Origin of the sequence: Azospirillum sp. A23 (assembly GCF_042938965.1) — a bacterium.
In the GTDB taxonomy this organism is placed as follows: Bacteria; Pseudomonadota; Alphaproteobacteria; order Azospirillales; family Azospirillaceae; genus Azospirillum; species Azospirillum melinis.
In genome coordinates this window covers 1,459,527-1,480,935 of sequence record NZ_CP170666.1, presented here as the reverse complement: position 1 = coordinate 1,480,935, position 21,409 = coordinate 1,459,527, and the positions used below count along the sequence as shown (strand labels likewise).

At 69.1% G+C, this 21,409-nt stretch carries 18 protein-coding genes; 7 read left to right on the top strand and 11 right to left on the bottom strand.

All coding sequences use genetic code 11. The features are described 5' to 3' along the window. Positions 1 to 36: 36 nt before the first annotated feature. The 3 genes from ABNQ40_RS15470 to ABNQ40_RS15460 all read right to left on the bottom strand — a co-directional run bounded on the left by ABNQ40_RS15470 (position 37) and on the right by ABNQ40_RS15460 (position 3,786). Positions 37 to 1,170, bottom strand: coding sequence for an acyl-CoA dehydrogenase (locus ABNQ40_RS15470; protein ID WP_109051434.1), 1,134 nt, complete (start codon positions 1,168 to 1,170; stop codon positions 37 to 39). 164 nt (positions 1,171 to 1,334) lie between these two features. After that, on the bottom strand, positions 1,335 to 2,531 hold the full coding sequence (locus ABNQ40_RS15465; RefSeq protein WP_109051433.1) for an acetyl-CoA C-acyltransferase: 1,197 nt from the start codon (positions 2,529 to 2,531) through the stop codon (positions 1,335 to 1,337). Between the two features lie 82 nt (positions 2,532 to 2,613). Further along, the gene (locus ABNQ40_RS15460) at positions 2,614 to 3,786 is read right to left on the bottom strand and encodes an isovaleryl-CoA dehydrogenase (RefSeq protein WP_109051432.1); all 1,173 of its coding nucleotides are present in this window, start codon (positions 3,784 to 3,786) and stop codon (positions 2,614 to 2,616) included. Positions 3,787 to 4,089: 303 nt separating this feature from the next. On the opposite strand from ABNQ40_RS15460, the gene ABNQ40_RS15455 reads away from it, so the two are divergent. After that, on the top strand, positions 4,090 to 5,082 hold the full coding sequence (locus tag ABNQ40_RS15455) for a bile acid:sodium symporter family protein (RefSeq protein WP_391347440.1): 993 nt from the start codon (positions 4,090 to 4,092) through the stop codon (positions 5,080 to 5,082). A 30-nt stretch (positions 5,083 to 5,112) separates the two neighbouring features. On the opposite strand, the gene ABNQ40_RS15450 is transcribed toward ABNQ40_RS15455, so the two are convergent. Together ABNQ40_RS15450 and ABNQ40_RS15445 are read right to left on the bottom strand one after the other, a co-directional pair. After that, the gene (locus tag ABNQ40_RS15450; RefSeq protein WP_109051430.1) at positions 5,113 to 6,564 is read right to left on the bottom strand and encodes a hypothetical protein; all 1,452 of its coding nucleotides are present in this window, start codon (positions 6,562 to 6,564) and stop codon (positions 5,113 to 5,115) included. After that, a complete protein-coding gene (locus ABNQ40_RS15445; RefSeq protein WP_391347134.1) occupies positions 6,561 to 7,667 on the bottom strand; it encodes a hypothetical protein in 1,107 nt (368 codons plus the stop codon). The genes ABNQ40_RS15450 and ABNQ40_RS15445 overlap by 4 nt, the downstream gene beginning before the upstream one ends. Before the next feature lie 401 nt (positions 7,668 to 8,068). On the opposite strand from ABNQ40_RS15445, the gene ABNQ40_RS15440 reads away from it, so the two are divergent. Next, on the top strand, positions 8,069 to 8,473 hold the full coding sequence (locus ABNQ40_RS15440; protein WP_109051428.1) for a 6,7-dimethyl-8-ribityllumazine synthase: 405 nt from the start codon (positions 8,069 to 8,071) through the stop codon (positions 8,471 to 8,473). 133 nt (positions 8,474 to 8,606) lie between these two features. Here the strand turns inward: ABNQ40_RS15440 and ABNQ40_RS15435 are convergent, their stop codons facing one another. Next, a complete protein-coding gene (locus ABNQ40_RS15435) occupies positions 8,607 to 9,830 on the bottom strand; it encodes a benzoate/H(+) symporter BenE family transporter (protein WP_109051427.1) in 1,224 nt (407 codons plus the stop codon). A 97-nt stretch (positions 9,831 to 9,927) separates the two neighbouring features. Here ABNQ40_RS15435 and ABNQ40_RS15430 point away from each other — a divergent pair, with 97 nt between their 5' ends. Next, positions 9,928 to 10,656 (top strand): GntR family transcriptional regulator, encoded by a 729-nt coding sequence (locus ABNQ40_RS15430; protein ID WP_109051426.1) that lies wholly within the window; start codon positions 9,928 to 9,930, stop codon positions 10,654 to 10,656. 28 nt (positions 10,657 to 10,684) lie between these two features. On the opposite strand, the gene ABNQ40_RS15425 is transcribed toward ABNQ40_RS15430, so the two are convergent. Continuing rightward, positions 10,685 to 13,081, bottom strand: coding sequence for a PAS domain-containing protein (locus tag ABNQ40_RS15425; protein WP_247879976.1), 2,397 nt, complete (start codon positions 13,079 to 13,081; stop codon positions 10,685 to 10,687). 183 nt (positions 13,082 to 13,264) lie between these two features. Then, complete coding sequence (locus ABNQ40_RS15420; protein WP_109051424.1) at positions 13,265 to 14,164, bottom strand: LysR family transcriptional regulator; 900 nt, start codon at positions 14,162 to 14,164, stop codon at positions 13,265 to 13,267. Positions 14,165 to 14,239: 75 nt separating this feature from the next. On the opposite strand from ABNQ40_RS15420, the gene ABNQ40_RS15415 reads away from it, so the two are divergent. Together ABNQ40_RS15415 and ABNQ40_RS15410 are read left to right on the top strand one after the other, a co-directional pair. Next, positions 14,240 to 15,487, top strand: coding sequence for an MFS transporter (locus ABNQ40_RS15415; RefSeq protein WP_109051423.1), 1,248 nt, complete (start codon positions 14,240 to 14,242; stop codon positions 15,485 to 15,487). Positions 15,488 to 15,492: 5 nt separating this feature from the next. After that, on the top strand, positions 15,493 to 16,038 hold the full coding sequence (locus ABNQ40_RS15410) for a GNAT family N-acetyltransferase (protein WP_109051422.1): 546 nt from the start codon (positions 15,493 to 15,495) through the stop codon (positions 16,036 to 16,038). A 12-nt stretch (positions 16,039 to 16,050) separates the two neighbouring features. Here ABNQ40_RS15410 and ABNQ40_RS15405 read toward each other — a convergent pair whose 3' ends face one another. From ABNQ40_RS15405 to ABNQ40_RS15395, 3 genes are all read right to left on the bottom strand, one after another. After that, a complete protein-coding gene (locus ABNQ40_RS15405; RefSeq protein WP_109051421.1) occupies positions 16,051 to 16,302 on the bottom strand; it encodes a hypothetical protein in 252 nt (83 codons plus the stop codon). Between the two features lie 167 nt (positions 16,303 to 16,469). Next, a complete protein-coding gene (locus ABNQ40_RS15400) occupies positions 16,470 to 16,673 on the bottom strand; it encodes a DUF2892 domain-containing protein (protein ID WP_098737084.1) in 204 nt (67 codons plus the stop codon). Then, positions 16,670 to 17,017 carry a helix-turn-helix transcriptional regulator gene (locus ABNQ40_RS15395; protein ID WP_109051420.1) on the bottom strand — a complete coding sequence of 116 codons (348 nt, stop codon included), beginning with the start codon at positions 17,015 to 17,017 and terminating at the stop codon, positions 16,670 to 16,672. Before ABNQ40_RS15395 ends, ABNQ40_RS15400 begins: the two co-directional genes overlap by 4 nt. Positions 17,018 to 17,089: 72 nt before the next feature. Here ABNQ40_RS15395 and ABNQ40_RS15390 point away from each other — a divergent pair, with 72 nt between their 5' ends. Both ABNQ40_RS15390 and ABNQ40_RS15385 read left to right on the top strand, forming a co-directional pair. Further along, a complete protein-coding gene (locus ABNQ40_RS15390) occupies positions 17,090 to 18,157 on the top strand; it encodes an efflux RND transporter periplasmic adaptor subunit (protein WP_109051419.1) in 1,068 nt (355 codons plus the stop codon). After that, entirely contained in the window at positions 18,154 to 21,369 is a 3,216-nt protein-coding gene (locus ABNQ40_RS15385) for an efflux RND transporter permease subunit (RefSeq protein WP_109051418.1), read from the top strand. The genes ABNQ40_RS15390 and ABNQ40_RS15385 overlap by 4 nt, the downstream gene beginning before the upstream one ends. Positions 21,370 to 21,409 lie beyond the last annotated feature (40 nt).

Here is a 21,409-nt window from a genome sequence, read left to right as displayed (position 1 = left end):
TTCCTCCCGGTTTGGCGGTCTTGATTACAGACTGTGTTACTGAACGAGGGCACGGCTGATGATCAGCCGCTGGATGTCGCTGGTGCCCTCGTAGATCTGGCAGACCCGGACGTCGCGATAGATGCGCTCGACCGGGAAATCGTTGAGGTAGCCGTAGCCGCCATGAATCTGGATGGCGTCGGAGCAGACCTTCTCGGCAATCTCTGAGGCGAACAGCTTGGCCATTGCCGCCTCCTTCATGCAGGGCACCCCGGCATCGCGCAAGGATGCCGCATGCAGCACCATCTGGCGCGCAGCCTCCACGCGGGTCGCCATGTCGGCGAGGCGGAAGGCGATGGCCTGATGCTGGATGATCGGCACGCCCATGCTCTGGCGCTCCTGGGCATAGCGGATGGCGTGGTCGAGCGCCGAACGGGCCATGCCGACCGACTGCGAGGCGATGCCGATGCGCCCGCCTTCCAGATTGGCCAGAGCCACCTTGTAGCCGGCGCCTTCGGCCCCGAGCATCAGGTCGGCGGGAACCCGGCAGTCCTCGAAGACGATCTGGCAGGTGTCGGAGCAATGCTGGCCCAGCTTCTCCTCGGTCCGCGCCACCTGATAGCCCGGCGTGTCCGTCGGCACGATGAAGGCGCTGAGCCCCTTCTTGCCGGCGGCCGGATCGGTCACCGCGAAGACGATGGCGACGTCGGCCTGCGAGCCCGAGGTTATGAACTGCTTGGTGCCGTTCAGAACCCAGTGATCGCCGTCGCGCCGGGCGCGGGTCTTGATCGCCGACGCGTCGGAGCCCGCCTGCGGTTCGGTCAGGCAGAAGGCGCCCAGCATCTCGCCGCGCGCCATCGGCTTCAGGAAGCGGTCCTTCTGGGCATCGGTGCCGAACTTCAGGATCGGCATGCAGCCGACCGAGTTGTGCACGCTCATGATGGTGGAGACGGCGCCGTCGCCGGCAGCGATTTCCTCGATGGCGAGCGCGTAGGCGACATGGTCGGTGGCGGCGCCGCCGAACTCCTCCGGCACCAGCATGCCCATCAGGCCGAGTTCACCCATCTCGGCGAGTTCGGCCTTGGGGAAAGCGCCGCTGCGGTCGCGCTCGGCGGCGGTCGGCGCGAGCCGGTCCTGCGCGAAGGCGCGGGCCATGTCGCGGACCATGGTCTGTTCTTCGGTCAGGTGCATCGGGCGTTTCCTCACATTTTTATAGTCCCCTCTCCCCCCCGGGGAGAGGGTTAGGGTGAGGGGGATGCGTGTCGAGGATTCTCGGAATAGTCACGCGGTGCTTCCCCCTCACCCCGACCCTCTCCCCGGGGGGGAGAGGGGGAATACGGGCGGGAGAGGGGGGCTTACACCCGCTCCACCGCGATGGCCGTCGCCTCGCCGCCGCCGATGCACAAGCTGGCCACGCCGCGCTTCAGGTCGTACTTCTCCAGCGCCGCCAGCAGCGTGACGAGGATGCGCGCGCCCGACGCGCCGATGGGATGGCCGAGCGCGCAGGCGCCGCCATGGACGTTCACCTTGTCGTGCGGCAGGTCCAGATCCCGCATCGCCGCCATGGTGACGACCGCGAACGCCTCGTTGATCTCGAACAGATCGACGTCGCGGGCCGACCAGCCCACCTTCTCGAACAGCTTCTGCATCGCGCCCACCGGTGCAGTGGTGAACAGCGCCGGCTGCTGGGCGTGGTTGGAATGGCCCTTGATCTCGGCGATCACGCGCAGGCCGCGGCGGTCGGCTTCGCTACGGGTGGTGACGATCAACGCAGCACCACCGTCGGAGATCGACGAGGCGTTCGCCGCCGTCACCGTGCCGTCCTTGGCGAAGGCCGGCTTCAGCGTCGGGATCTTCTTGGGATCGCCCTTGCCCGGTTGCTCGTCGGTATCCACCAGCGTGTCGCCACCCTTGCTTTTTCCTGGGCGGCCCTTGACCAGGACCGGCGCGATCTCCGCCTTGAAGGAGCCGTCCTCCACCGCCTTGCGGGCGCGGTTCAGGCTTTCGATGGCGAAATCGTCCTGCGCCTCGCGGGTGAAGCTGTAGCTGCTGGCGCATTCCTCGGCGAAGGTGCCCATCAGGCGGCCCTTCTCGTAGGCGTCCTCCAGACCGTCGAAGAACATGTGGTCCAGCACCTTGCCGTGACCCATGCGGTAGCCGGCACGGGCACGGTCCAGCAGGTAGGGGGCGTTCGACATGCTCTCCATGCCGCCGGCCACCACCACCTTGGCCGAGCCGGCCTTGATCACGTCATGGGCGAACATCACCGCCCGCATGCCGGAACCGCAGACCTTGGAGATGGTGGTGCAGCCGACGCCCTTCGGCAGCCCGGCGCCCAGTGCCGCCTGGCGCGCCGGGGCCTGGCCCAGACCGGCCGACAGCACGTTGCCCATGAACACCTCGTCCACCGCATCCGCGACGAGGCCCGAGCGCTCCAGCGCCGCCTGGATGGCGACGGCGCCCAGCTGCGGGCCGGTCAGGCCCATGAGGTCGCCCTGGAAGCCGCCCATCGGCGTGCGGACGGCGGCGGCGATGACGATGCTGTCGGTCATGGTGGTCGGTCCCTTTCCCTCGATGCTCTCTGTGCTTTGCCGAACCGCTTTACGCGGTTTCTCAGCCTTCAGGCCGTTTCCCTCAGGCCGTTTCTTTGAACAGTTCGCGACCGATCAGCATGCGGCGGATCTCGCTGGTGCCGGCGCCGATCTCGTAGAGCTTGGCGTCGCGCAGCAGGCGGCCGGTCGGGTACTCATTGATGTAGCCGTTGCCCCCCAGCGTTTGAATGGCCTCCAGCGCCATCCAGGTCGCCTTTTCGGCGGAGAACAGGATGGCGGCGGCGGCATCCTTGCGGGTGGTCTCGCCACGGTCGCAGGCCTTGGCAACGGCGTACACATAGGCCTTGGCGGCGTTCATGATCGTGTACATGTCGGCGATCTTGCCCTGCATCAGCTGGAACTCGCCGATGGGCTGGCCGAACTGCTTGCGGTCGTGGACATAGGGGATCACCACGTCCATGCAGGCCTGCATGATGCCGAGCGGGCCGCCGGACAGCACCGCGCGCTCGTAATCCAGGCCGGACATCAGCACGTTCACGCCGCGGCCGACGCCGCCCAGGATGTTCTCCTCCGGCACCTCGCAGTCCTCGAACACCAGCTCGCCGGTGTTGGAGCCGCGCATGCCCAGCTTGTCCAGCTTCTGCGCCACCGAGAAGCCCTTGAAGCCCTTCTCCACCAGGAAGGCGGTCATCCCGCGCGGGCCGGCGTTGATGTCGGTCTTGGCGTAGATTACCAGCGTGTCGGCGTCGGGGCCGTTGGTGATCCACATCTTGGTGCCGTTCAGGACGTAACGGTCGCCCTTCTTCTCGGCCCGCAGTTTCATCGACACCACGTCCGACCCGGCATTCGGCTCCGACATCGCCAAGGCACCGATATGCTCGCCGGAGATCAGCTTGGGCAGGTAGCGGCGCTTCTGGTCCTCGGTGCCGTTCTTGCGGATCTGGTTGACGCAGAGGTTGGAGTGGGCGCCGTAGCTGAGGCCCACGGAGGCCGAGGCTCGGGACACCTCCTCCATCGCCACGACATGTTCCAGATAGCCCATGCCGGCGCCGCCATACTCCTCCTCCACGGTCACGCCGAGGATGCCGAGGTCGCCCATCTTGCGCCACAGCTCGTTGGGGAACTCGTTGCTGCGGTCGATCTCGGCGGCGCGGGGGGCGATCTCGTTGGCGGCGAAGCTCCGCACCGAATCGCGCAGCATGTCGGCCGACTCACCGAGGTCGAAATTCAGGCTCGGGTACTGGTTGGACAGCATGGAAGTATCGCTCCCCTGGGAAATCATCCGTTCTTTGACCATACGTTACCGTATGGCAAGGCGGCTGGCAAGGGGGTTGCCGAGCGGATCGAAAAGCCGTTCAACGTCAGGAGTTTGGCCAGTCAAGAGGGTGCGGCGGCGTTTCCACATCGTGGAACCCACAAGGGGACAGCCCGATTTCCCCAATCGATTCAAGGCTGCCATGCATGTTGGATACTGTATTCCAGAGCGGCGAAGGCGATTATAACGGGTGCCGACGCGTTATATCCGGCCAGTGATATCGATTTGGGGGACCAACGAATGATCCGCGTGCCTCGGCCCAACATGGACGGCTTCACCATGGCCCTGGTGGCGACCGTCGGGCTGGCGACCGTGCTTCCGGTGCAGGGGCAGTTCGCCCAGGGGGTGCACTGGCTGGCGGAGGCGGCCATCGCGCTGCTGTTCTTCCTGCACGGCGCCCGCCTGCCGCGGGAAGAGGTGGTGGCGGGCATGGCGCATTGGCGCCTGCATCTGCTGATCTTCAGCCTGACCTTCGTCGCCTTCCCGCTGATCGGCTGGGCGGTGGTGGAAACGCTGCCGCACAGCCTGCTGCCGCCGGCCGTCGCCATCGGCGTGCAGTTCCTCTGCCTGCTGCCCTCCACCGTGCAGTCCTCCATCGCCTTCACCTCGATGGCGCGGGGCAACGTGGCGGCGGCGGTGTGCAGTTCCACCCTGTCCAACATCTCCGGCATCCTGATGACGCCGCTGCTGGTGGCGCTGTTCCTGAAGGTGCAGGGCTCGGCGCTGTCGCTCGACACCTTGCAGACCATCGCGGCGCAGTTGCTGCTGCCCTTCGTCGCCGGCCAGCTGCTGCGGCGCTGGATCGGCGCCTGGGCGGCCCGGCACAAGACGATGCTGCGCTTCACCGACCGCGGCTCGATCCTGCTGGTCGTCTATCTCGCCTTCAGCGAGGCGGTGGTGAACGGGCTGTGGCATCAGGTGCCGCCGGCCGCACTGGGCATGGTGGTGGTGATCGACTGCGCCATCCTGGCGGTCTTCCTGGTCGGCACGACGCTGCTGAGCCGCCGCCTGGGGTTCTCCCGCGCCGACGAGGCGGTGATCGTCTTCTGCGGGTCGAAGAAGTCGCTGGTCAGCGGCGTGCCGATGGCCGGCGTGCTGTTCGCCCCCGCCACCGCCGGGCTGGTGCTGCTGCCGGTCATGCTGTTCCACCAGATCCAGCTGATGGTCTGCGCCGTCCTGGCCCGCCGCTATGCCGAGGAGGGCGAGGCGCGGGACGCCCTGCCGGCGACCTCGTGAGGGCAACCTTGTGAGGGAGCGGGGCGCGCCCTACTCCTCCGCGAATTCTCCCGTCGCGGCCATGATGGCGGTGCGGAGCCGGTCGGCCTTGGCGGGGCCGGCGACCAGCTCCAGCAGGCGCAGGGCGTAGAACAGGTTCATCTCCGCCGTCTCGGCATCGTCCGGGTCGCCGGCCGCCTTGGGATAGTCCACCAGCAGGGCCTGCGCCCGCGCCATCAGCCCCTTTTCCATCGACGCCATCGCGGCCTTCAACGGCTCGTGCAGGCCGAGCGCGCCGGCCAGCCCCTCGCAGCGGCGCAGCGCGCGGGCGTGGTCCTCGGCGGCGGCCTGGGCGTCCTCGTCCACCGGGGCGGGGCGGCCATTCCCGGCGGGGGCCGGAACGGCGGTCAGGATGCCGGCCGGTGCAGTGTCCAGGACGGTGCCGGCCACCATGGTCCGCACCGCCACCTTCACCGCGTCCAGCCGCTCGCGATAGGCCGGATCGGCCAGGACATCCATGGCGGCGGCGGTGGTGTCGATGCTGGCGACCAGCCGCTCGGCAATGGCGATGGCCTCCTCCGGAGCGATGGCCACAGCCCCGCCCGGCCCGGCGCTGTGGCCGGTGCCGCAGCCTTTGCTTTCGAGGCGGGCCGAGCGCTCCTCCAGATTGGTGACGACCAGACCGCTCAGCTGGGCGAAGATCACCGGCTGCTCGCGCCGCGCCTTGCCGAAATCCAGATCGTTCAGCACCGTCAGCAGGTCGGCCGGGTTCGCCATGCGCGAGGCGGCGACCAGCAGCAGGTAATAGACCAGCCCGGCCGATTGCCGCGCCACCGCCTGGGCCGCCTGCTCGATGGCGTCCACATGCAGGTCGTCCAGCGCCGCCAGCGGCCTCGGGGCCAGCGCGTCCTTCAGCGATTCGATTGTCAGCCCGATTTCGAGGAAGGCGGCGACGTCCAGCAGCTGCCGCCGCATCTCCTCGTCGCCCTGAAGGGCGCGCCACTGCGGCTGGCCGCCGGCCTCCTGCTCCCCTGCCCCTCCGGCAGCACCCCGTATGGCCCCCTGAATAGCTTGGGCGGCCATCGGCCAAAGCCGGCGCCCGATGTTGCGCAGGGCGTTGAGATTGCCGGGGGCCGTCTCCTGCACCTGCCGGTCGAGCTGGTCGATCAGGGCACGGTCGCCGCATTCCGTCACCAGCCGCCACACCGGATCGATCACCCGCCGTTCGATGCGGCCCACCGGCACGTCGACGCCGTTGAAGCTTTCCAGCACATCCTCGAACGGCATGCACAGCACGCGTTTCAGCGTCGGCCGGCGGTTCGGGCGCACCTGGACCAGCCGCGGGCGGAGGGCGGCGAAGGTCTGGCGCACGTCGGGATGGTCGCGCACCCGCTCCAGCAGGCGGACCACCTCGATGAACTTGTCCTCGGGAATGTCGAACAGCCGGCTCTCCAGCCCCGGCAGGCGGTCGCCCCCGCCCTGTCCGTCCGCCGGTCCGCTCATGGGGCGCGGGCTTTCACCGCCTCGATCCGGCGGATGGCGTCGATGTCCATCTGGCCGGTGCGCCAATCCTCCAGCATGCGGACGGAGCGGCGGTGGGCCGTCTTGACCTGCTTGGCATCCTCGACGAAATCGCGGCTGGATTCCCGGCGCGGCAGCAGCGGCAGGATGCGGAACAAATCGTTGACGGTGGCGGCCTGCTGTTGGCGGTCCTCGGCCTGCGCCACCTCCCACGCCCCGGCGATGTGGCTCCAGCCGTCGAGCAGCCAGGCGATGCGGGCGGCCTGGGTGCGGACGCGGATGAAGGCGTCGTCCCAGTCGCGCATCAGCGGCCCGATGGCATCGATGCGGCGGTGGAAATCGCCCAGCACCTTTTCGCCGATGGCGATGGTGTGCTGCGCCACCTCCGCACAGAACTCCGCGACCGGGGCGGCATCGCCCGGCACGTCGCGCGCCCAGTCGATCATGCCGTCGCGGAAGCCCTTCAGGTCGTTCAGCCCGCGCGTCAGCCGGCCCGGCCGGGGCGAGTGCGCCAGCCCCACCGGCGCGGTGACCGTGGCAATGTCGGCCAGCCGGGCATAGAGCAGCGTCGCGTCCATGCGCAGGCTTTCCGCCGCGCGGGTCATCAGCTGCCGGGTCAGGCGCTGGCCCTCGTCGGTGTCGATGCCGGCCTTCAGCATCTCCGGCGATTCCAGCCCGACCGCCTTCAGGATCGACAGGATCAGCAGGTAATGGGTGAGGGTGCTTTGCTCCTCATCCTCGTCCAGCGCGCGGCGGGCGGCCTGCGCCGCCTTCGGCCCGGCAAGCCCACGCCGCGCCGCCTTCAGCGTCGCCCGGCGGATCTCGTAGGGGGAGCAGGATTCCTCTCTCACGATCAGGTCGTGCAGGTAGCGGTCGTGCATGGTCATCGACACCATGTCCGGCACCGACTTCCAGGCGACGACATAGATGCCCATGCCCTGCGACAGGCTAGGGATCAGCACTTCGAGCTTCGACCGCTCACCGCGGCGCACGCGGGTCTGGGACAGCAGCGGCGTGGTGAAGGCCACCGCGGCCCCCCGCTCCTCGAAGGTCGACGGCGCGTATTCGATCGCACCTTTCAACATGATTGCCGTTCCGGATTCGCCTGATTGCTCTGTCGGAAACGCAGCGGGCCCGTCGGCCGGACTCCGCAATTGCGCCGTACCGGCATTATTACATGGTCGTAAGAAATGCCGCGGCGACCAATTTGTTCTGAATTGTAGCGCCATGCGACGGCCTGTCGCGGTTGGCAACAGCTTGCACGACGAGCGTGGGCCTATCCATAGGGTTTGCCTCCGATCTGCTTGCCGGACGCTTGGACATCGGTGCAAAGCGGTGGGATTTACCCAGGCAACTTTATAAAGCCGGACGGAAATCTCCGTACCGGCGCTGCCCGGTCCGGAAGCCACGCCACGGCTCTTGCGCTTTGCGCGGCGACGCGACAGTTTGGACGGACGTTACACCGCGACCATGGGAGAAGCAGAGGGTGAGCAACATCGGCATCGTGCTCGGACGGTTCCACCGCAAAGAGGTGGAAGAGATGCTGGACGAGGCGCGCACCGTCGCCGCCAGCCGCGGCCTCGGCATCGTGGCGGAGGTCTGGGTTCCCGGTTCGATGGAAAAACCGCTGGCGATCAAGCGCCTGCTGATGCGCGAGGATGTCGCCGGCGCGGTCGCGCTGGGCATCATCGAGCGGGGCGAGACCGAACATGGCAACGCCATGGGCCATGCGGTCATCGGCAGCCTGATCGACCTGCAGCTCCAGTTCATGAAGCCGGTCGGCGTCGGCATCCTCGGGCCGGGCATCAACCCGTCGCAGATCCCGCCGCGCATCCGCCCCTACGCCGCCGCCGCGGTGAACGCCTGCGCCGACCTGATCGAGCAGGGCTGAGGTTTTCTATACGCGGTCAGAAAAAATTCCGACCGCTGCGTTCATACGCCACGCAGGCTTCGCGCCTGTCGGCGCGCGCCCGCAGTCGCGGGCGAAACCGGGTTTGGAAATTCGGAACATCCCAAACCCGGTCTCACGCTCCGGCGGGGCGCCACCGGTGCAGCACATGCATCGCCCCGCCGAACAGCAGGCCCCAGAAGGCCGATCCGACCCCGAAGAAGGACAGGCCGGACGCGGTCACCAGCAGCGTGACCAGGGCGGGGATGCGCTCCTCCTCCGCCTGGACCGCCGCCAGCAGAGAGCCGCCGAAGGCACCGATCAGCGCCAGACCGGCCACCGCCTCGATCAGGATCGGCGGCGAGCGGGTGACCAGCGTGGCCGTGATCGCCGCCAGCGCCGTCAGCGCGATGTAGCCGATACCGCCGGTGACGGCGGCCTGCCAGCGCCGCTCCGGCCTCGGGTCGGCATCGGGGCCGGCGCACATCGCCGCGGTGATCGCCGCCAGATTGACCGTCGGCGCTCCGAGCGGCGCCGTCAGGGCCGAGGCGAAGCCGGTCGCCAGGAAGGCCGGCGGCACCCGCGGCGTGTAGCCGAAGGTCGCCAGCACCGCCAGACCGGGGATGTTCTGCGACGCCATGGTGACGACGAACAGCGGCAGGGCCAGCCCGACCAATGCCTCCCAGGTGAAGGCCGGGGCGACCAGCGACAGCGTCGGCCAGGGGTCGGCCGGCAGCGCGCCCGACACCGGCGGGTTCATCGCCATCGCCGCAAGCGCCACCGCGACCGCCGCCGGCACCGCATAGAGCCGGGCGAAGCGACCGACGATTGCCCAGGTCGCCAGCACCAGCAGGCCCAGCCCCGGCGCCTGCCCGATTGCCATGAAGGGCGCCAGACACAGTTTCAGCAGAAGCCCGGCCAGCATGCCGTTGGCGAGCGGCTTCGGGATCGCCGCGATCCAGCGGCCGAGCGGCCGCCACAGCCCCGCAACCATGATGAGCGCGCCGACCGTCAGGAAGGCCCCCACCGCCGCCGGAAAGCCGCCGGCCACCGGCCCGGTCGCCGCCAGCAGCGCCATGCCCGGCGTCGTCCAGGCGACGCTGATCGGCTTGCGCTGCGTCCAGGCCAGCCAGATCGCCGACAGTCCCATGGAAAAGCCGACGGCGACCAGCCCGGAGGTGATCTGCGCCGTATCCGCCCCGACCGCCGCCAGCCCCTGGATCACCACCGCGACCGAACTGGCATAGCCGACCAGCGCCACCAGACCGCCGGTGGCGAGCGCCGAGGGCGACAGGCCACGCCCCCCCGGGGCTGTGGGCGCGTCGGAAACGGACTGGTCGGCGGATGACGAGCCGGTCATGGCCGGTCCTTTCGCATACATGGACAGGAGAGGATCCGACAGGTAAATTGGATCCAATATCCAGGCAAGCGTTTTTCTCACCTTCCAGGTCCCCCGCATGTCCCAGCTTCCCGACGCCCGCCCTTCCGACGCCCGACCCTCCGATGCGCGCCTTGCCGATCTGGCCGTATTGATCGCGCGCAACCGGCCACGCTTCCGCACCGCGACCGAGTTCGTCGAGGCGGCGATGCGCGAGGCGATCCTGGAGGGGGTTCTTCCGGCCGGCGCCCCGCTGCGCCAGGAGGATCTCGCCGCCGCCTTCGGCGTCAGCCGCATGCCGGTGCGCGAGGCCCTGCGCCAGTTGGAGGCCCGCGCGCTGGTGGAGTTCCATCCCCACCGGGGCGCGGTGGTGGCGAAGATCTCGGCGGAGGATTCGGCCGACATCGGCGCCATCCGGGCGGCGCTGGAGCCGGCGGCCCTGCGGCTGTCGCTGCCGCATCTGACGTCGGACGACCTTGCCCTGGCGGCGGAGCTGATCGCGGAGATGGATGCGGAGGCCGATCCCGGCCGCATGGGGGAGCTGAACCGGCGCTTCCACATGACGCTCTATTCCCGCGCCGGCCGGCCGCGCCTGCTGGCGCTGGTGGAACAGCACCTCTCCGCCGCCGACCGCTATCTGCGCTTCCAGTTCTCGGCGCTGGGCTACCATCCCCGCTCCCAGGACGAGCATCACGCCCTGCTGGCGGCCTGCCGTGCCGGCGATGCGGACGCCGCCTGCGGCATCGTCGTGCGCCACGTCATCCAGGCGGGCGAGCAGTTGAGCGCCTTTCTGGACGGGCGGGGGTGAGGTTGGCGGGGATGGCGTCCCGCCTCTCCTACGGCGTCCCCAGCAGTTCGCCCAGCGCGTGGCTGAGCTGGCGCGGGGTCACCGGCTTGTGGATGATGCCCAGCCCATGGGCGGCGGCGTCGCGTTCGCATTCGGGACCGGTCTCGCCGGTCAGGATCAGGCCGGGGACCGGCGCGCTGCCGGGATCGTCGTACAGCGCGCGGATGCGGGCGACCGCCTCGGTGCCGTAGCGCCCTTCGCGCAGCCGGTAATCGGCGACGATCAGGTCGGGGCGGCGGCCCGTGCGGCTCAACCCCTCCACCGCCTTCTGGGCGGAGCCGGCGACCAGCACCTGATAGCCCCATTCGCGGAAGATCGTCTCCAGCCCCAGCAGCACGATGGCGTCGTCGTCGACCACCACGGCGAAGCGGCCGCGGCCGGCGGTCGCCGCCTCCGCCGCGGTGACCGGCGTCTCGACCGTGCGGCCGAGCGGCAGGGCGATGACGAAGCTGGTCCCCTGCCCCGGCTTCGAGGTCACGTCCACCGGATGGTTCAGCAGCAGCGATAGCCGCCGCACGATGGCCAGCCCAAGCCCAAGCCCGCGGTTGCGGTCGCGCTCCGGGTTGCCGACCTGATGGAACTCCTCCCAGATGCGTTCGAGATGGTCGGGCGGGATGCCGATGCCGGTGTCGCGCACCTCGATCAGCAGCCGCCCGCCGGCCCGCCGGCATTCGATATCGATCCGCCCGTTCTCGGTATAGCGCAGGGCGTTCTCCACCAGATTGCGCACCATGCGGGTCAGCAGGGTGCGGTCGGTCCGCGCGGCGGCGTTGCAGGACAGGACGTGCAGTTCCAGCCCCTTGGCCGCCGCCACCGGCCGGTAGGAGGCGGCGATGTGGTCGAACAGCGGCACGATGGACACGTTCTCGATGTTCGGCTGGACCACGCCGGCATCGAGCCGCGACATGTCGAGCAGGCTGTCCAGCAGTTCCTTCAGCGCGTCCAGCCCGCGACCCAGATGCATCAGTGCGGTGGCGCCCTGGCTGCCCTGGACATGCGGCTTCAGCACGTCGACGAACAGCAGCAGCGCCTGCAGGGGCTGCCGCAGGTCGTGGCTGGCGGCGGCCAGGAACTTGCCCTTGGCGAGGTCGGCCGCCTCCGCCGTCTCCTTCGCCTGCAAGAGCGCCTGCTGGGCCTGACGGCGGGCGGTGATGTCGCGGAAATAGACCGAAAGACCGTCGGAGCTGGGATAGATGCTGGCCTCCAGCCAATTGCCCATGGTCGGAGACAGCACCTCTATGGTCATTTCACGGCCTTCGCGGACGGCCTGCTTCTGCGCTTCGAAGGCTTCGCTGCCCAGCACCCTGGGGAAGGCCTCCCAGACACGACGGCCCAGCAGGGTATCGCGGGAGCGGCCCCAGACCTGTTCGGCCTTGCGGTTGATGTAGGTGAAGCGCCACTGGTGATCGACCGCATAGAAGGCGTCGCTGATGCTTTCCAGAATCTTCACCGCGCGCTCGTGCGAAGCGCGGGCCTCCTCCTCCGCCCGCTTGCGCATGGTGATGTCGCGGAAGAAGCAGCCCACTCCTTCCGGTGTCGGCAGAAAGCGGACCTCGAGCCACAGGGTGGTGTCTTCGCCGTCGAAGCGCTTTTCGATGCCGGTCGGCTGCCGCTCCGTCATCGTTTTACGGCACAATGCCTCCAGGTCCGACCCGGCAAGCTGCGGCCACACCTCCCACAGGCGGCGGCCGCGCATCGCCGACAGCGACTGGTGGTCGAACTGTTCGGCGCGTCGGTTCTGGTAGATCACGCGGTAATCGTCGTCCAGCGCCACCAGCGCCTCGTCGATGCTGTCAAGGATGTCGGTCGCGCGCCGGCGCGCGTCGGCAATCGCCTCCTCCATCCGCCGCTCGTCGGACCGGTCGTGCAGGATCCACAGGAATCCCTCCTCGTCGCCCTGGAGCGGCAGGATGGTCAGCGCAGCCCAGACGGCGAAGCCGTCCCGGTGGCAGAACGGACGCTCCTCCTGGATGCGGCCCTCGGCCAGCGCGCGGACCCGCAGGGCGTCCGGCGCGCCGGCGGCGACCTCTTCCGGCGGAAACAGGATGTCGACCGGCTGTCCCCTCGCCTCCTCCTCGCTCCAGCCCAGGATGCGGACGGCGCCGGGGTTCCAGCTGGTTATCCGGCCGTCCGGCGCCAGGGTCAGGATGGCGTGGCCGATGGCGCTGTCGAGGATCGCGCGCAGCCGCCTCTCGCTGTCGGCATGGGCGGTACGGCTACGCTCCAGCGCGTTGAAGGCGGTGCGCAAATCCTCGTTCAGCGCCGTGACCGTCAGCAGGTCGTCGCGGCCGCTGTAGGCGGTGGACAGCGCCGACTGGAGCCGGGCGTTCTCCCGCTCAAGCTCCTCCAGCCTTGCCAGCAGTTCCGCGTCCGGTCGAGCAGGCAAATCCGGCCCGGCTCCCGTTCGGTTATCGGCGGGCTCGTTCGGGACGGACGGCTGTTTGGTCATAGGCGCCCAAAGAAAAACGAAACGCTCATTCGTCGAGAGTGCGCAATGCCCAAAGCCGCTGTAAACCTTCCAAAAGCAATATTCCGGACGATTGCGATATCCGAAATGCAATCGATGTCGTTACCGCATATCGGTGATTGCCTTGACCATTGCCCGCACGCCGGCATCGAGCACTTTGTCACGCCGCAACACCAACCCAAGGGTGCGGATCAATGGCGGCGTCAGAGCTTGTACTGCGAACCGGTCGCAATCCTGCGGCCCCGCCACGGTGACCGACGGCAGGATCGACCGGCCGAGCCCGGCGGCGACGAGGTTCTTGATCGCCTCCACATTGCCCAGCTCCATCGATGGGCGCGGCTGGATGCCGCCGGCCATGAACCAGCCGTCGATCACCGCCCGCATTGTCCCGCCGCGCTCGTAAAGGATCAGCGTTTCATCCGCCAGCGCCGCAGGGGCGATTTCAGGGGCGACGGTCTGTTCATGCGGCGGAGCGTCGCCGCGGGGTCCGACACAGACCAGCTCCTCGGCGCAGACCGGCTCGATGGACAGTCCGGGGCGGCCGGCCGGCAGAGTGACCAGCGCCAGATCCAGCGTTCCGCCCTCGACCGCATCCAGGATGTCCGGCGTATTGCCGGTGACGACGATGATCTCCAGCCCGGGATGGGCGCTGCGCAGGGCTGTCAGGATCGGCGGCAGGCGGTAGATGCAGGCGGTGGCCCCGGTGCCGATGCGCACACGCCCGACCTGCCCGGCGCGGTGTCGGCCCATTGCGGCCGCTGCCGCCTCCATCTCCTCGCGCAGGCGGCGGATGAAGGGCAGCAGGTCGCGGCCGGCCGCGGTCGGCAAGGCGCGCTTGCCAACCCGCTCCACCAGCCGCACGCCGAAGCGCTCCTCCAGATTGCGGATCTGCATGCTGACCGCCGGCTGGGTCAGACCGAGCCGCCCGGCGGCTTCGGTGAAACCGCCATGCTCGATGACGGTCGCGAAAGTGATGAGCTGGTCAAGGTTGAGGCCACGCATACCCCCAGTCTTCCTTATGATTTCGATCAGATCAATAAATTTGCCTTTTCCCCGCCGGTCCACGACGGTGTGGGCATGACGACCGCCGCCATCGCCACTCCTGCCCCTGCCCCAGCGCCCCGGCCGATCTGGTTCGTGCTGCTCTGCGCCAGCCGTTTCGCCACCTCGCTGTCCTTCATGGTCTATGCCGGTGCGCTCGTGCCCGCGATGCAGGCCTGGGGCATGTCGGCGGGAGAGGCCGGGTCGATCCAGACCGCCTTCAACGTCGGCTACGCCCTGTCGCTGGTGGGCTCCTCCTGGTTCGCCGACAGCCTGGGCGCCAAGCGCGTCTTCCTGTGGGCGAGCTGGGCGACCGCGCTGACCGGCGTCGCCTTCGCCTTCTTCGCCCGCTCGGCGGAAAGCGGACTGCTGCTGTTCGCGCTGATGGGGCTGACCCAGGGCGGCACCTATGCCCCCTCCATCATGCTGGTGGCGCAAGGCGTGCCGGCGGACCGCCGCGGTGCTGCGGTGGGCTGGCTGCTGGCGGCGGGGTCGCTCGGCTATTTCGCCTCCATCGCGCTCGCAGCATGGCTGGCCGAGCGGTTCGGCTACGAGGCCGCCTTCATCGCCTGCGGGCTGGGACCGCTGCTGGCGGCGCTGCTCGCCACGCCGGGCCTGCTCCGGCGGCCCAATCCGGTGGCGGGCGGGGGAGCGCGGCGGCTGCGCGGCGCCTTCCGGTTCCTGTCCGACCGCCGGTCCTTCCTGCTGACCGCTGGCTACACCGCCCATTGCTGGGAACTGCTGGGCATGTGGGCGTGGCTGCCGGCCTTCCTGACCGCCAGTCTGGCCGGAGCCGGCGGCGACGGGGCGGGCATGCGCGGGCTGTGGATCGCCGGTGCCATCCATATCTCGGGCTTCCTGTCGTCGCTGCTGATGGGACGCGCGTCCGACCGGCTGGGCCGGCGGGCAGTGCTGGTGGCGATGGGCGTGCTGGGCGCCGCCTGTTCCTTCGCCATCGGCTGGATGGACGGGATGCCGCTGGCCCTGGTCCTGGCGGTGGCGGCGCTCTACGGCTTCTCCGCGCTGGGCGACTCCCCCGTGCTGTCGACGGCGATGACCGAATCGGTCGAGCCGGGCAGCCTGGGGGCGGCGCTCGCCGTCCGCTCCATCCTGGGCTTCGGCGCCGGCGGTGCGGCGCCGCTGGCGGTCGGTCTGGTGCTGGATCGGGCCGGCGGCGCAGGCGGTGCCGGCTGGGGCTGGGGTTTCGCGCTTCTCGGCGTCGGCGGCGGGTTGGCGACCGTCTGCGCCCTTCTTCTTCCCGCCGACCGTCCTGACCGGAGTTGATTCACATGGTCTCCATTGCCGGGCCTGCCATCACCGTGCGGGCATCCGCCGACGCCGACATTCCCGCCATCACCGCCCTTTACGCCCGCCATGTGCTGCACGGCACCGCCTCGTTCGAAGAGGTTCCGCCGGACGAGGCCGAGATCGCCCGCCGCCGCGCCGACATATTGGGGCGCGGGCTGCCCTATCTGGCGGCGGAATGCGAGGGACGGCTGGTCGGCTATGCCTATGCCGGCCTGTACCGCACCCGCAGCGCCTACCGCTTCACGCTGGAGAATTCCGTCTATGTCGCCGACGGCATGGGCCGGCGCGGCATCGGCCGGGCGCTGATGGACCCGCTGATCGAGATGTGCGAGGCGGCGGGCTACCGCCGGATGATCGCGGCAATCGGCGACAGCGCCAACCACGGCTCCATCGGCTTGCACCGCGCCTGCGGCTTCCGTCCTGTCGGCATCCTGCCCGCCGTGGGCTTCAAGTTCGGCCGCTGGCTGGACGGCGTGCTGATGGAACGGCCGCTCGGCGACGGGAGCGACAGCCCGCCGGCCGGCTGACCGGAAACCCGGTCAGTCGGCCCCCAGCAGCTCGTCCGGGCGCGGGCCGGGCGCCTTCGCCATCGGCACCGTCCGCGGCAGCTCGACGCCGGGCAACTGCCAGTCCACCGGCGGCGCCGATCCCGGCGTCGGCCGGTACTGGTCCAGAACCGCCAGCAGGGTCAGCAGCGCCAGGGCCAGCGCGACCACCAGAAGCCGGCGGTCCACCCCGGCCATCGGGCCTTTGCCATCGGCCTCGGCGCTGTCGCGATCCAGCAGGGCCATGCTCCATCCTCCCGTCCTCTCGTCCTTCGTATCTGGGACAAGCTTGATCGATGCGGCGGAACGTCACAATGTGGCTTTGCCGCAGTCTGCCTTCGGTTCAGGCGAAGGCAGACTGCGGCCTCAGGGTCTATGCGGATCGTCCCCGCCATGACCTCAGGTGAATGCGCTCAGGTGAAGGCGGCGCCCGCCCTGGCGCCCAGCCGCTTGAGGACGACCGCCAGCGGGCAGAAGCCGGTGAAGGCTGCCTGCAACAAATTGGCGCCGACGAAGGCGGTCAGCCACAGCCACTGCGGGCTGTGCAGGTGCGACAAGGCCAGGCTCAGCAGCACAACGGTGCCGGCGAAGGCCATCACGATGCGGTCGATGCTCATGTCGATGTCTCCCGATGCAAGGATTGGTTCGAAGACGCAGGATTCTGCGGCGAGGGATCGCAATACAGCCCCGCCAGCACCTCGATCACGGCGGCGGCCTCGGCGCTGGCCAGCCTGTAGAAGATCGTCAGCCCGTCGCGGCGGGTCCGCACGAGGCCTTCGGCACGCAGCCTCGCCAGATGCTGCGACAAGGCCGACTGGCTGAGCCCGACCGCGTCCGCGAGGTCGCCGACGCAGAGTTCCCCGCGCCCCAGCAGGCAGAGGATGGACAGGCGCCGTTCGTTGGCCAGCGCCTTCAGCAGGCGCGCCGCCGAACTCACATGGCTGCGATCCAATTCATTCATTGACACTAAATTAGATTGTTCTTAATTAACCGTCAATAGGTGCTTCATCCATCCCATCCAAGGTGGCCCGTCATGCCCCGTCGACCCGCAGGCCTCGTTCTGGCTGCGACGCTCCTGTTCGCCACCGTTCCGCTGTCCAACGCGCTGGCCCAGGCCGATGCGGGCGCCGGCCGGCTCACCGTGCGCGCCCTTGCGGTGGAGGATCTGAAGGCCGTCTTCGCCACCGTGGAAAGCGTCCACGAGACGCTGGCGCGCACCCGCATCGGCGGCACCGTCGCCGATCTGACGGCGAAGGAAGGGGACAAGGTCACCATGGGTCAGATCGTTGCCACCGTGCATGACCCGAAGCTGCCGCTGCAGCTGGCGGCACTGGACGCGCGCATCCAGGCGCTCCAGGCGCAGCAGCATCAGGCCGGCCTGGAGCTGGACCGCGCCCGGCAACTGCGGGCGAGCGGAACGGGAACGCAGCAGCGGCTCGACGACGCGCAGTCCGCCGTGGACGTGGCCCGCGCCCAGATCGCGGCCATGACGGCGGAGCGGGCGGTGGTGGAGCAGCAACTGCGCGAGGGCGCGGTGTCGGCGCCCGCCAACGGCCGCATTCTCCAGGTCAAGGTCATCGACGGCGCCGTGGTGATGCCCGGCGAGACCGTCGCCAGCATCGCGACGGAAACCTATGTGCTGCGCCTGCGCCTGCCTGAACGCCATGCCCGCTTCATGCATGAGGGCGACCCGGTGCTGGTCGGCGACCGCGGTCTCGCCCCGGTCGCGCCTCCCGGCGGCGAGGCGGCGCAGGATGCGAAACCGCTCGACCTGAAGCGCGGCACCGTCCGTCAGGTCTATCCGGAGATGTCCGGCGGACAGGTATTGGCAGACGCCACGGTGAGCGGGCTCGGCGACTTCTTCGTGGGCGAGCGCGTGCGCGTCTACGTCGCCACCGGCACGCGGCAGGCGTTCGTCGTTCCGCCGGACTATGTCCTGCGCCGCTTCGGCACCGACTTCGTACGGCTGGCCGACGGGACGGAGGTGCCGGTCCAGGTCGGCGGTGCGATCCCGAGGGTCGGCGACCAGTTCGGCGGGATCGAGGTGCTGTCCGGCCTGAGACCCGGCGACGTGATCGTCCGCCCGGACGGTGCGCGATGAAGCCCGGTCTCTCCGGGGTGCTGACGCGGACCTTCATCCGCTCGCCCCTGACTCCGCTTCTGCTGCTGGCCTCGCTGGTGGTCGGCACGGTCGCCCTGCTCTCGCTGCCGCGGGAGGAGGAGCCGCAGATCAGCGTGCCGATGGTGGACATCCTGGTTCGCGCCGACGGGCTGAAGGCGGACGACGCGGTCGAGCTGGTGACCAAGCCGCTGGAGGAGATCGTCAAGGGCATCGACGGCGTCGAGCACACCTACAGCCAGACCCTGGACGACCGTGTGGTCGTCACCGCCCGTTTCCTCGTCGGCACCTCGGCGGACGACGCGATCCTGCGCGTGCACGAGAAGGTGCGGGCCAACCTGAACCGCATCCCGCTCGGCATCCCGGAACCGCTGATCGTCGGGCGCGGCATCAACGACGTGGCGATCCTGACCCTGACGCTGGCACCCAGGCCGGACGCGGCGTCGCGCTGGACCGACACCGCGCTTTACGGCGTGGCGGACGAGCTGCTCGCGCAGCTGGTGCAGGTGGAGGATGTCGGCCGCAGCTTCATCGTCGGCGGCCGTCCCGACCAGATCCGGGTGGAACCCGATCCGGAACGGCTGGCGCTGTTCGGCGTCACGCTCAACCAGCTTGTCGACAAGGTGAAGAGCGCCAACCGTGCCTTCATGGTCGGCTCGGTGCGCGCGCAGGGCGGCAGCCTGCCGGCGCTGGCCGGCCAGACGCTCCAGGGGACCGCCGACATCGGCCTGCTGCTGGTGACCGCCCGCGACGGCCGCCCGGTTTATGTCAAGGATGTGGCCGACATCGTGATGGGTTCGCGGCCGGACGAAAGCACGGCCTGGAACCTGCTGCCCGACGGCAAGGGCGGGCTCGCTCAGACTCCGGCGGTCACCATCGCCATCGCCAAGCGCGCCGGGGCCAACGCGGTGACCATCGCCGGGCGCGTTCTGGAACGCGTGCAGGCCATCCAGGCCGGATCGCTGCCCAGGGACGTGACGCTGACCGTCACCCGCAACTATGGCGAGACGGCGAACGAGAAGGTCAACGAACTGCTGTTCCATCTGGCGCTCGCCACCGTGACCATCGTCGCGCTGATCGTGCTGGCGATCGGCTGGCGCGAGGGCATGGTGACTCTGATCGTCATCCCGACCACCATCCTGCTGACCATGTTCGCGTCCTGGCTGATGGGCTACACCATCAACCGCGTCAGCCTGTTCGCGCTGATCTTCTCCATCGGCATCCTGGTGGACGACGCCATCGTCGTGGTGGAGAATATCGACCGGCACTGGTCGATGCGCGACGGCCGCAGCAAGGTCCAGGCTGCCGTCGAGGCGGTCGCGGAGGTCGGCAACCCGACCATCGTCGCCACCCTGACCGTCATCGCCGCACTGCTGCCGATGATGTTCGTGTCCGGCCTGATGGGCCCCTACATGAGCCCGATCCCGGCCAACGCATCGGCCGCCATGGTTTTCAGCTTCTTCGCCGCCATGGTGCTGACGCCCTGGCTGATGGTGAAGCTGCGGCCGGGCGATGGAGACAGCGGTGGGCATGGCGATGGCCAGAGCGATAAGCATGGCGGCCTGCTGGGCCGCCTGTATCTCTCCGTCGCGCGCCCGGTCATCCGCAGCAAACGCCGGGCCTGGACCTTCCTGCTCGTGGTCGGCGTGGCGACGCTGGCCTCGACGGCGCTGTTCTACACCAAGGACGTGGCGGTCAAGCTGCTGCCCTTCGACAACAAGTCCGAACTTCAGGTCGTCGTGGACCTGCCGCGCGGCGCGGCACAGGAGGATACCGGGCGCGTGCTGCTGGCCGCCGCGCGGAAGATCGCCGACCTGCCCGAACTGGCGAGCGTCCAGGCCTATGGCGGCACTGCCTCGCCCTTCAACTTCAACGGTCTGGTGCGCCATTACTATCTGCGCGACCAGCCGGAGCAGGGCGACCTGCAAGTCAACCTCGCCCCAAAGGGCGAGCGCCACCGCAGCAGCCACGACATCGCGCTCGACATCCGGGCGCGGCTGAGGGATCTGGCCGCTCCCGACGGCACCTCGCTCAAGGTCGTCGAGGTGCCGCCCGGTCCGCCGGTGCTCTCCACCCTGCTGGTCGAGGTCTACGGTCCCGATGCGGAGACGCGGCGCAAGGCGACGGGCATCGTCCGGGACGCCTTCCGCAGCGTCGACTTCATCGTCGATGTGGACGACACCGTCCGCTCGCCCGGCGAGCGGCTGCGCTTCGCGCTGGACCGCGAGAGCCTGGAGTTCCACGGCGTCGAGGAGCAGGCGGTCGATGACACGTTGCAGGCGCTGATCGGCGGCGTGCCGGTCGGCTACTCGCATCGCGGGGCCGGCCGCACCCCCATCGAGATATCGGTGCGGCTGCCGAAGTCGGGCCTGTTCCTGTCGGAGCGCATCCTGGCGACGCCGGTCACCGGCGCCCGCGGCACGGTCGAGCTGGGCGACCTCGTCACCATGACGCGGGAACCGGCCTCCTATCCGCTGTTCCGCCGCAACGGCCGCTTCGCCGAGATGGTGATGGCCGATCTCGCCGGACGCTACGAGGCGCCGGTCTACGGCATGCTGGCGGTGCAGGAGCGGCTGAAACGGATCGACTGGAAAGCCGCCGGACTCACAGCAGCGCCGGACATCCTGCTGCATGGACAACCCGACGACCAGAGCAAACCCGCGCTGTTGTGGGAGGGCGAGTGGGAGATCACCTACGTCACCTTCCGCGACATGGGTGCCGCCTTCGCGGTGGCGATCCTCGGCATCTACCTGCTGGTGGTCGCGCAGTTCGGCAGCTTCAAGCTGCCGCTGGTGATCCTGGTGCCGGTGCCGCTGACGCTGATCGGCATCGTAGCAGGCCACTGGCTGTTCGGGGCCGCCTTCACCGCGACCTCGATGATCGGCTTCATCGCCCTGGCGGGCATCATCGTGCGCAACTCCATCCTGCTGGTGGATTTCATCCGCCATCTTCGGGACCGCGGGCTGTCGGTGCGGGAGGCCGTCCTGGAGGCCGGAGCGATCCGCTTCAAGCCGATCCTGCTGACGGCGGTGGCGGCGATGATCGGCGCCGCCTTCATCCTGACCGACCCCATCTTCCAGGGGCTGGCGATCTCGCTGCTGTTCGGCCTGCTGAGTTCGACGCTGCTGACCGTGCTGGTCATCCCGGCGATCTACGTCGTGATGCGCGACGACGCCCCGGACCGGAGGGAATAGCCGGCACCGGCGGCGGAGGCTTCACCCCTGCCGCCGTTCC

Excerpts from the sequence above, each read along its gene's own strand:
- ABNQ40_RS15385 (WP_109051418.1), top strand. The coding sequence starts at position 18,154 with ATGAAGCCCGGTCTCTCCGGGGTGCTGACGCGGACCTTCATCCGCTCG.
- ABNQ40_RS15420 (WP_109051424.1), bottom strand. The coding sequence starts at position 14,164 with ATGCGTGGCCTCAACCTTGACCAGCTCATCACTTTCGCGACCGTCATC.
- ABNQ40_RS15405 (WP_109051421.1), bottom strand. The coding sequence starts at position 16,302 with ATGGCCCTGCTGGATCGCGACAGCGCCGAGGCCGATGGCAAAGGCCCG.
- ABNQ40_RS15435 (WP_109051427.1), bottom strand. The coding sequence starts at position 9,830 with ATGACCGGCTCGTCATCCGCCGACCAGTCCGTTTCCGACGCGCCCACA.
- ABNQ40_RS15460 (WP_109051432.1), bottom strand. The coding sequence starts at position 3,786 with ATGCTGTCCAACCAGTACCCGAGCCTGAATTTCGACCTCGGTGAGTCG.
- ABNQ40_RS15470 (WP_109051434.1), bottom strand. The coding sequence starts at position 1,170 with ATGCACCTGACCGAAGAACAGACCATGGTCCGCGACATGGCCCGCGCC.
- ABNQ40_RS15450 (WP_109051430.1), bottom strand. The coding sequence starts at position 6,564 with ATGAGCGGACCGGCGGACGGACAGGGCGGGGGCGACCGCCTGCCGGGG.
- ABNQ40_RS15415 (WP_109051423.1), top strand. The coding sequence starts at position 14,240 with ATGACGACCGCCGCCATCGCCACTCCTGCCCCTGCCCCAGCGCCCCGG.
- ABNQ40_RS15445 (WP_391347134.1), bottom strand. The coding sequence starts at position 7,667 with ATGTTGAAAGGTGCGATCGAATACGCGCCGTCGACCTTCGAGGAGCGG.
- ABNQ40_RS15410 (WP_109051422.1), top strand. The coding sequence starts at position 15,493 with ATGGTCTCCATTGCCGGGCCTGCCATCACCGTGCGGGCATCCGCCGAC.
- ABNQ40_RS15390 (WP_109051419.1), top strand. The coding sequence starts at position 17,090 with ATGCCCCGTCGACCCGCAGGCCTCGTTCTGGCTGCGACGCTCCTGTTC.
- ABNQ40_RS15395 (WP_109051420.1), bottom strand. The coding sequence starts at position 17,017 with ATGAATGAATTGGATCGCAGCCATGTGAGTTCGGCGGCGCGCCTGCTG.
- ABNQ40_RS15430 (WP_109051426.1), top strand. The coding sequence starts at position 9,928 with ATGTCCCAGCTTCCCGACGCCCGCCCTTCCGACGCCCGACCCTCCGAT.
- ABNQ40_RS15465 (WP_109051433.1), bottom strand. The coding sequence starts at position 2,531 with ATGACCGACAGCATCGTCATCGCCGCCGCCGTCCGCACGCCGATGGGC.
- ABNQ40_RS15400 (WP_098737084.1), bottom strand. The coding sequence starts at position 16,673 with ATGAGCATCGACCGCATCGTGATGGCCTTCGCCGGCACCGTTGTGCTG.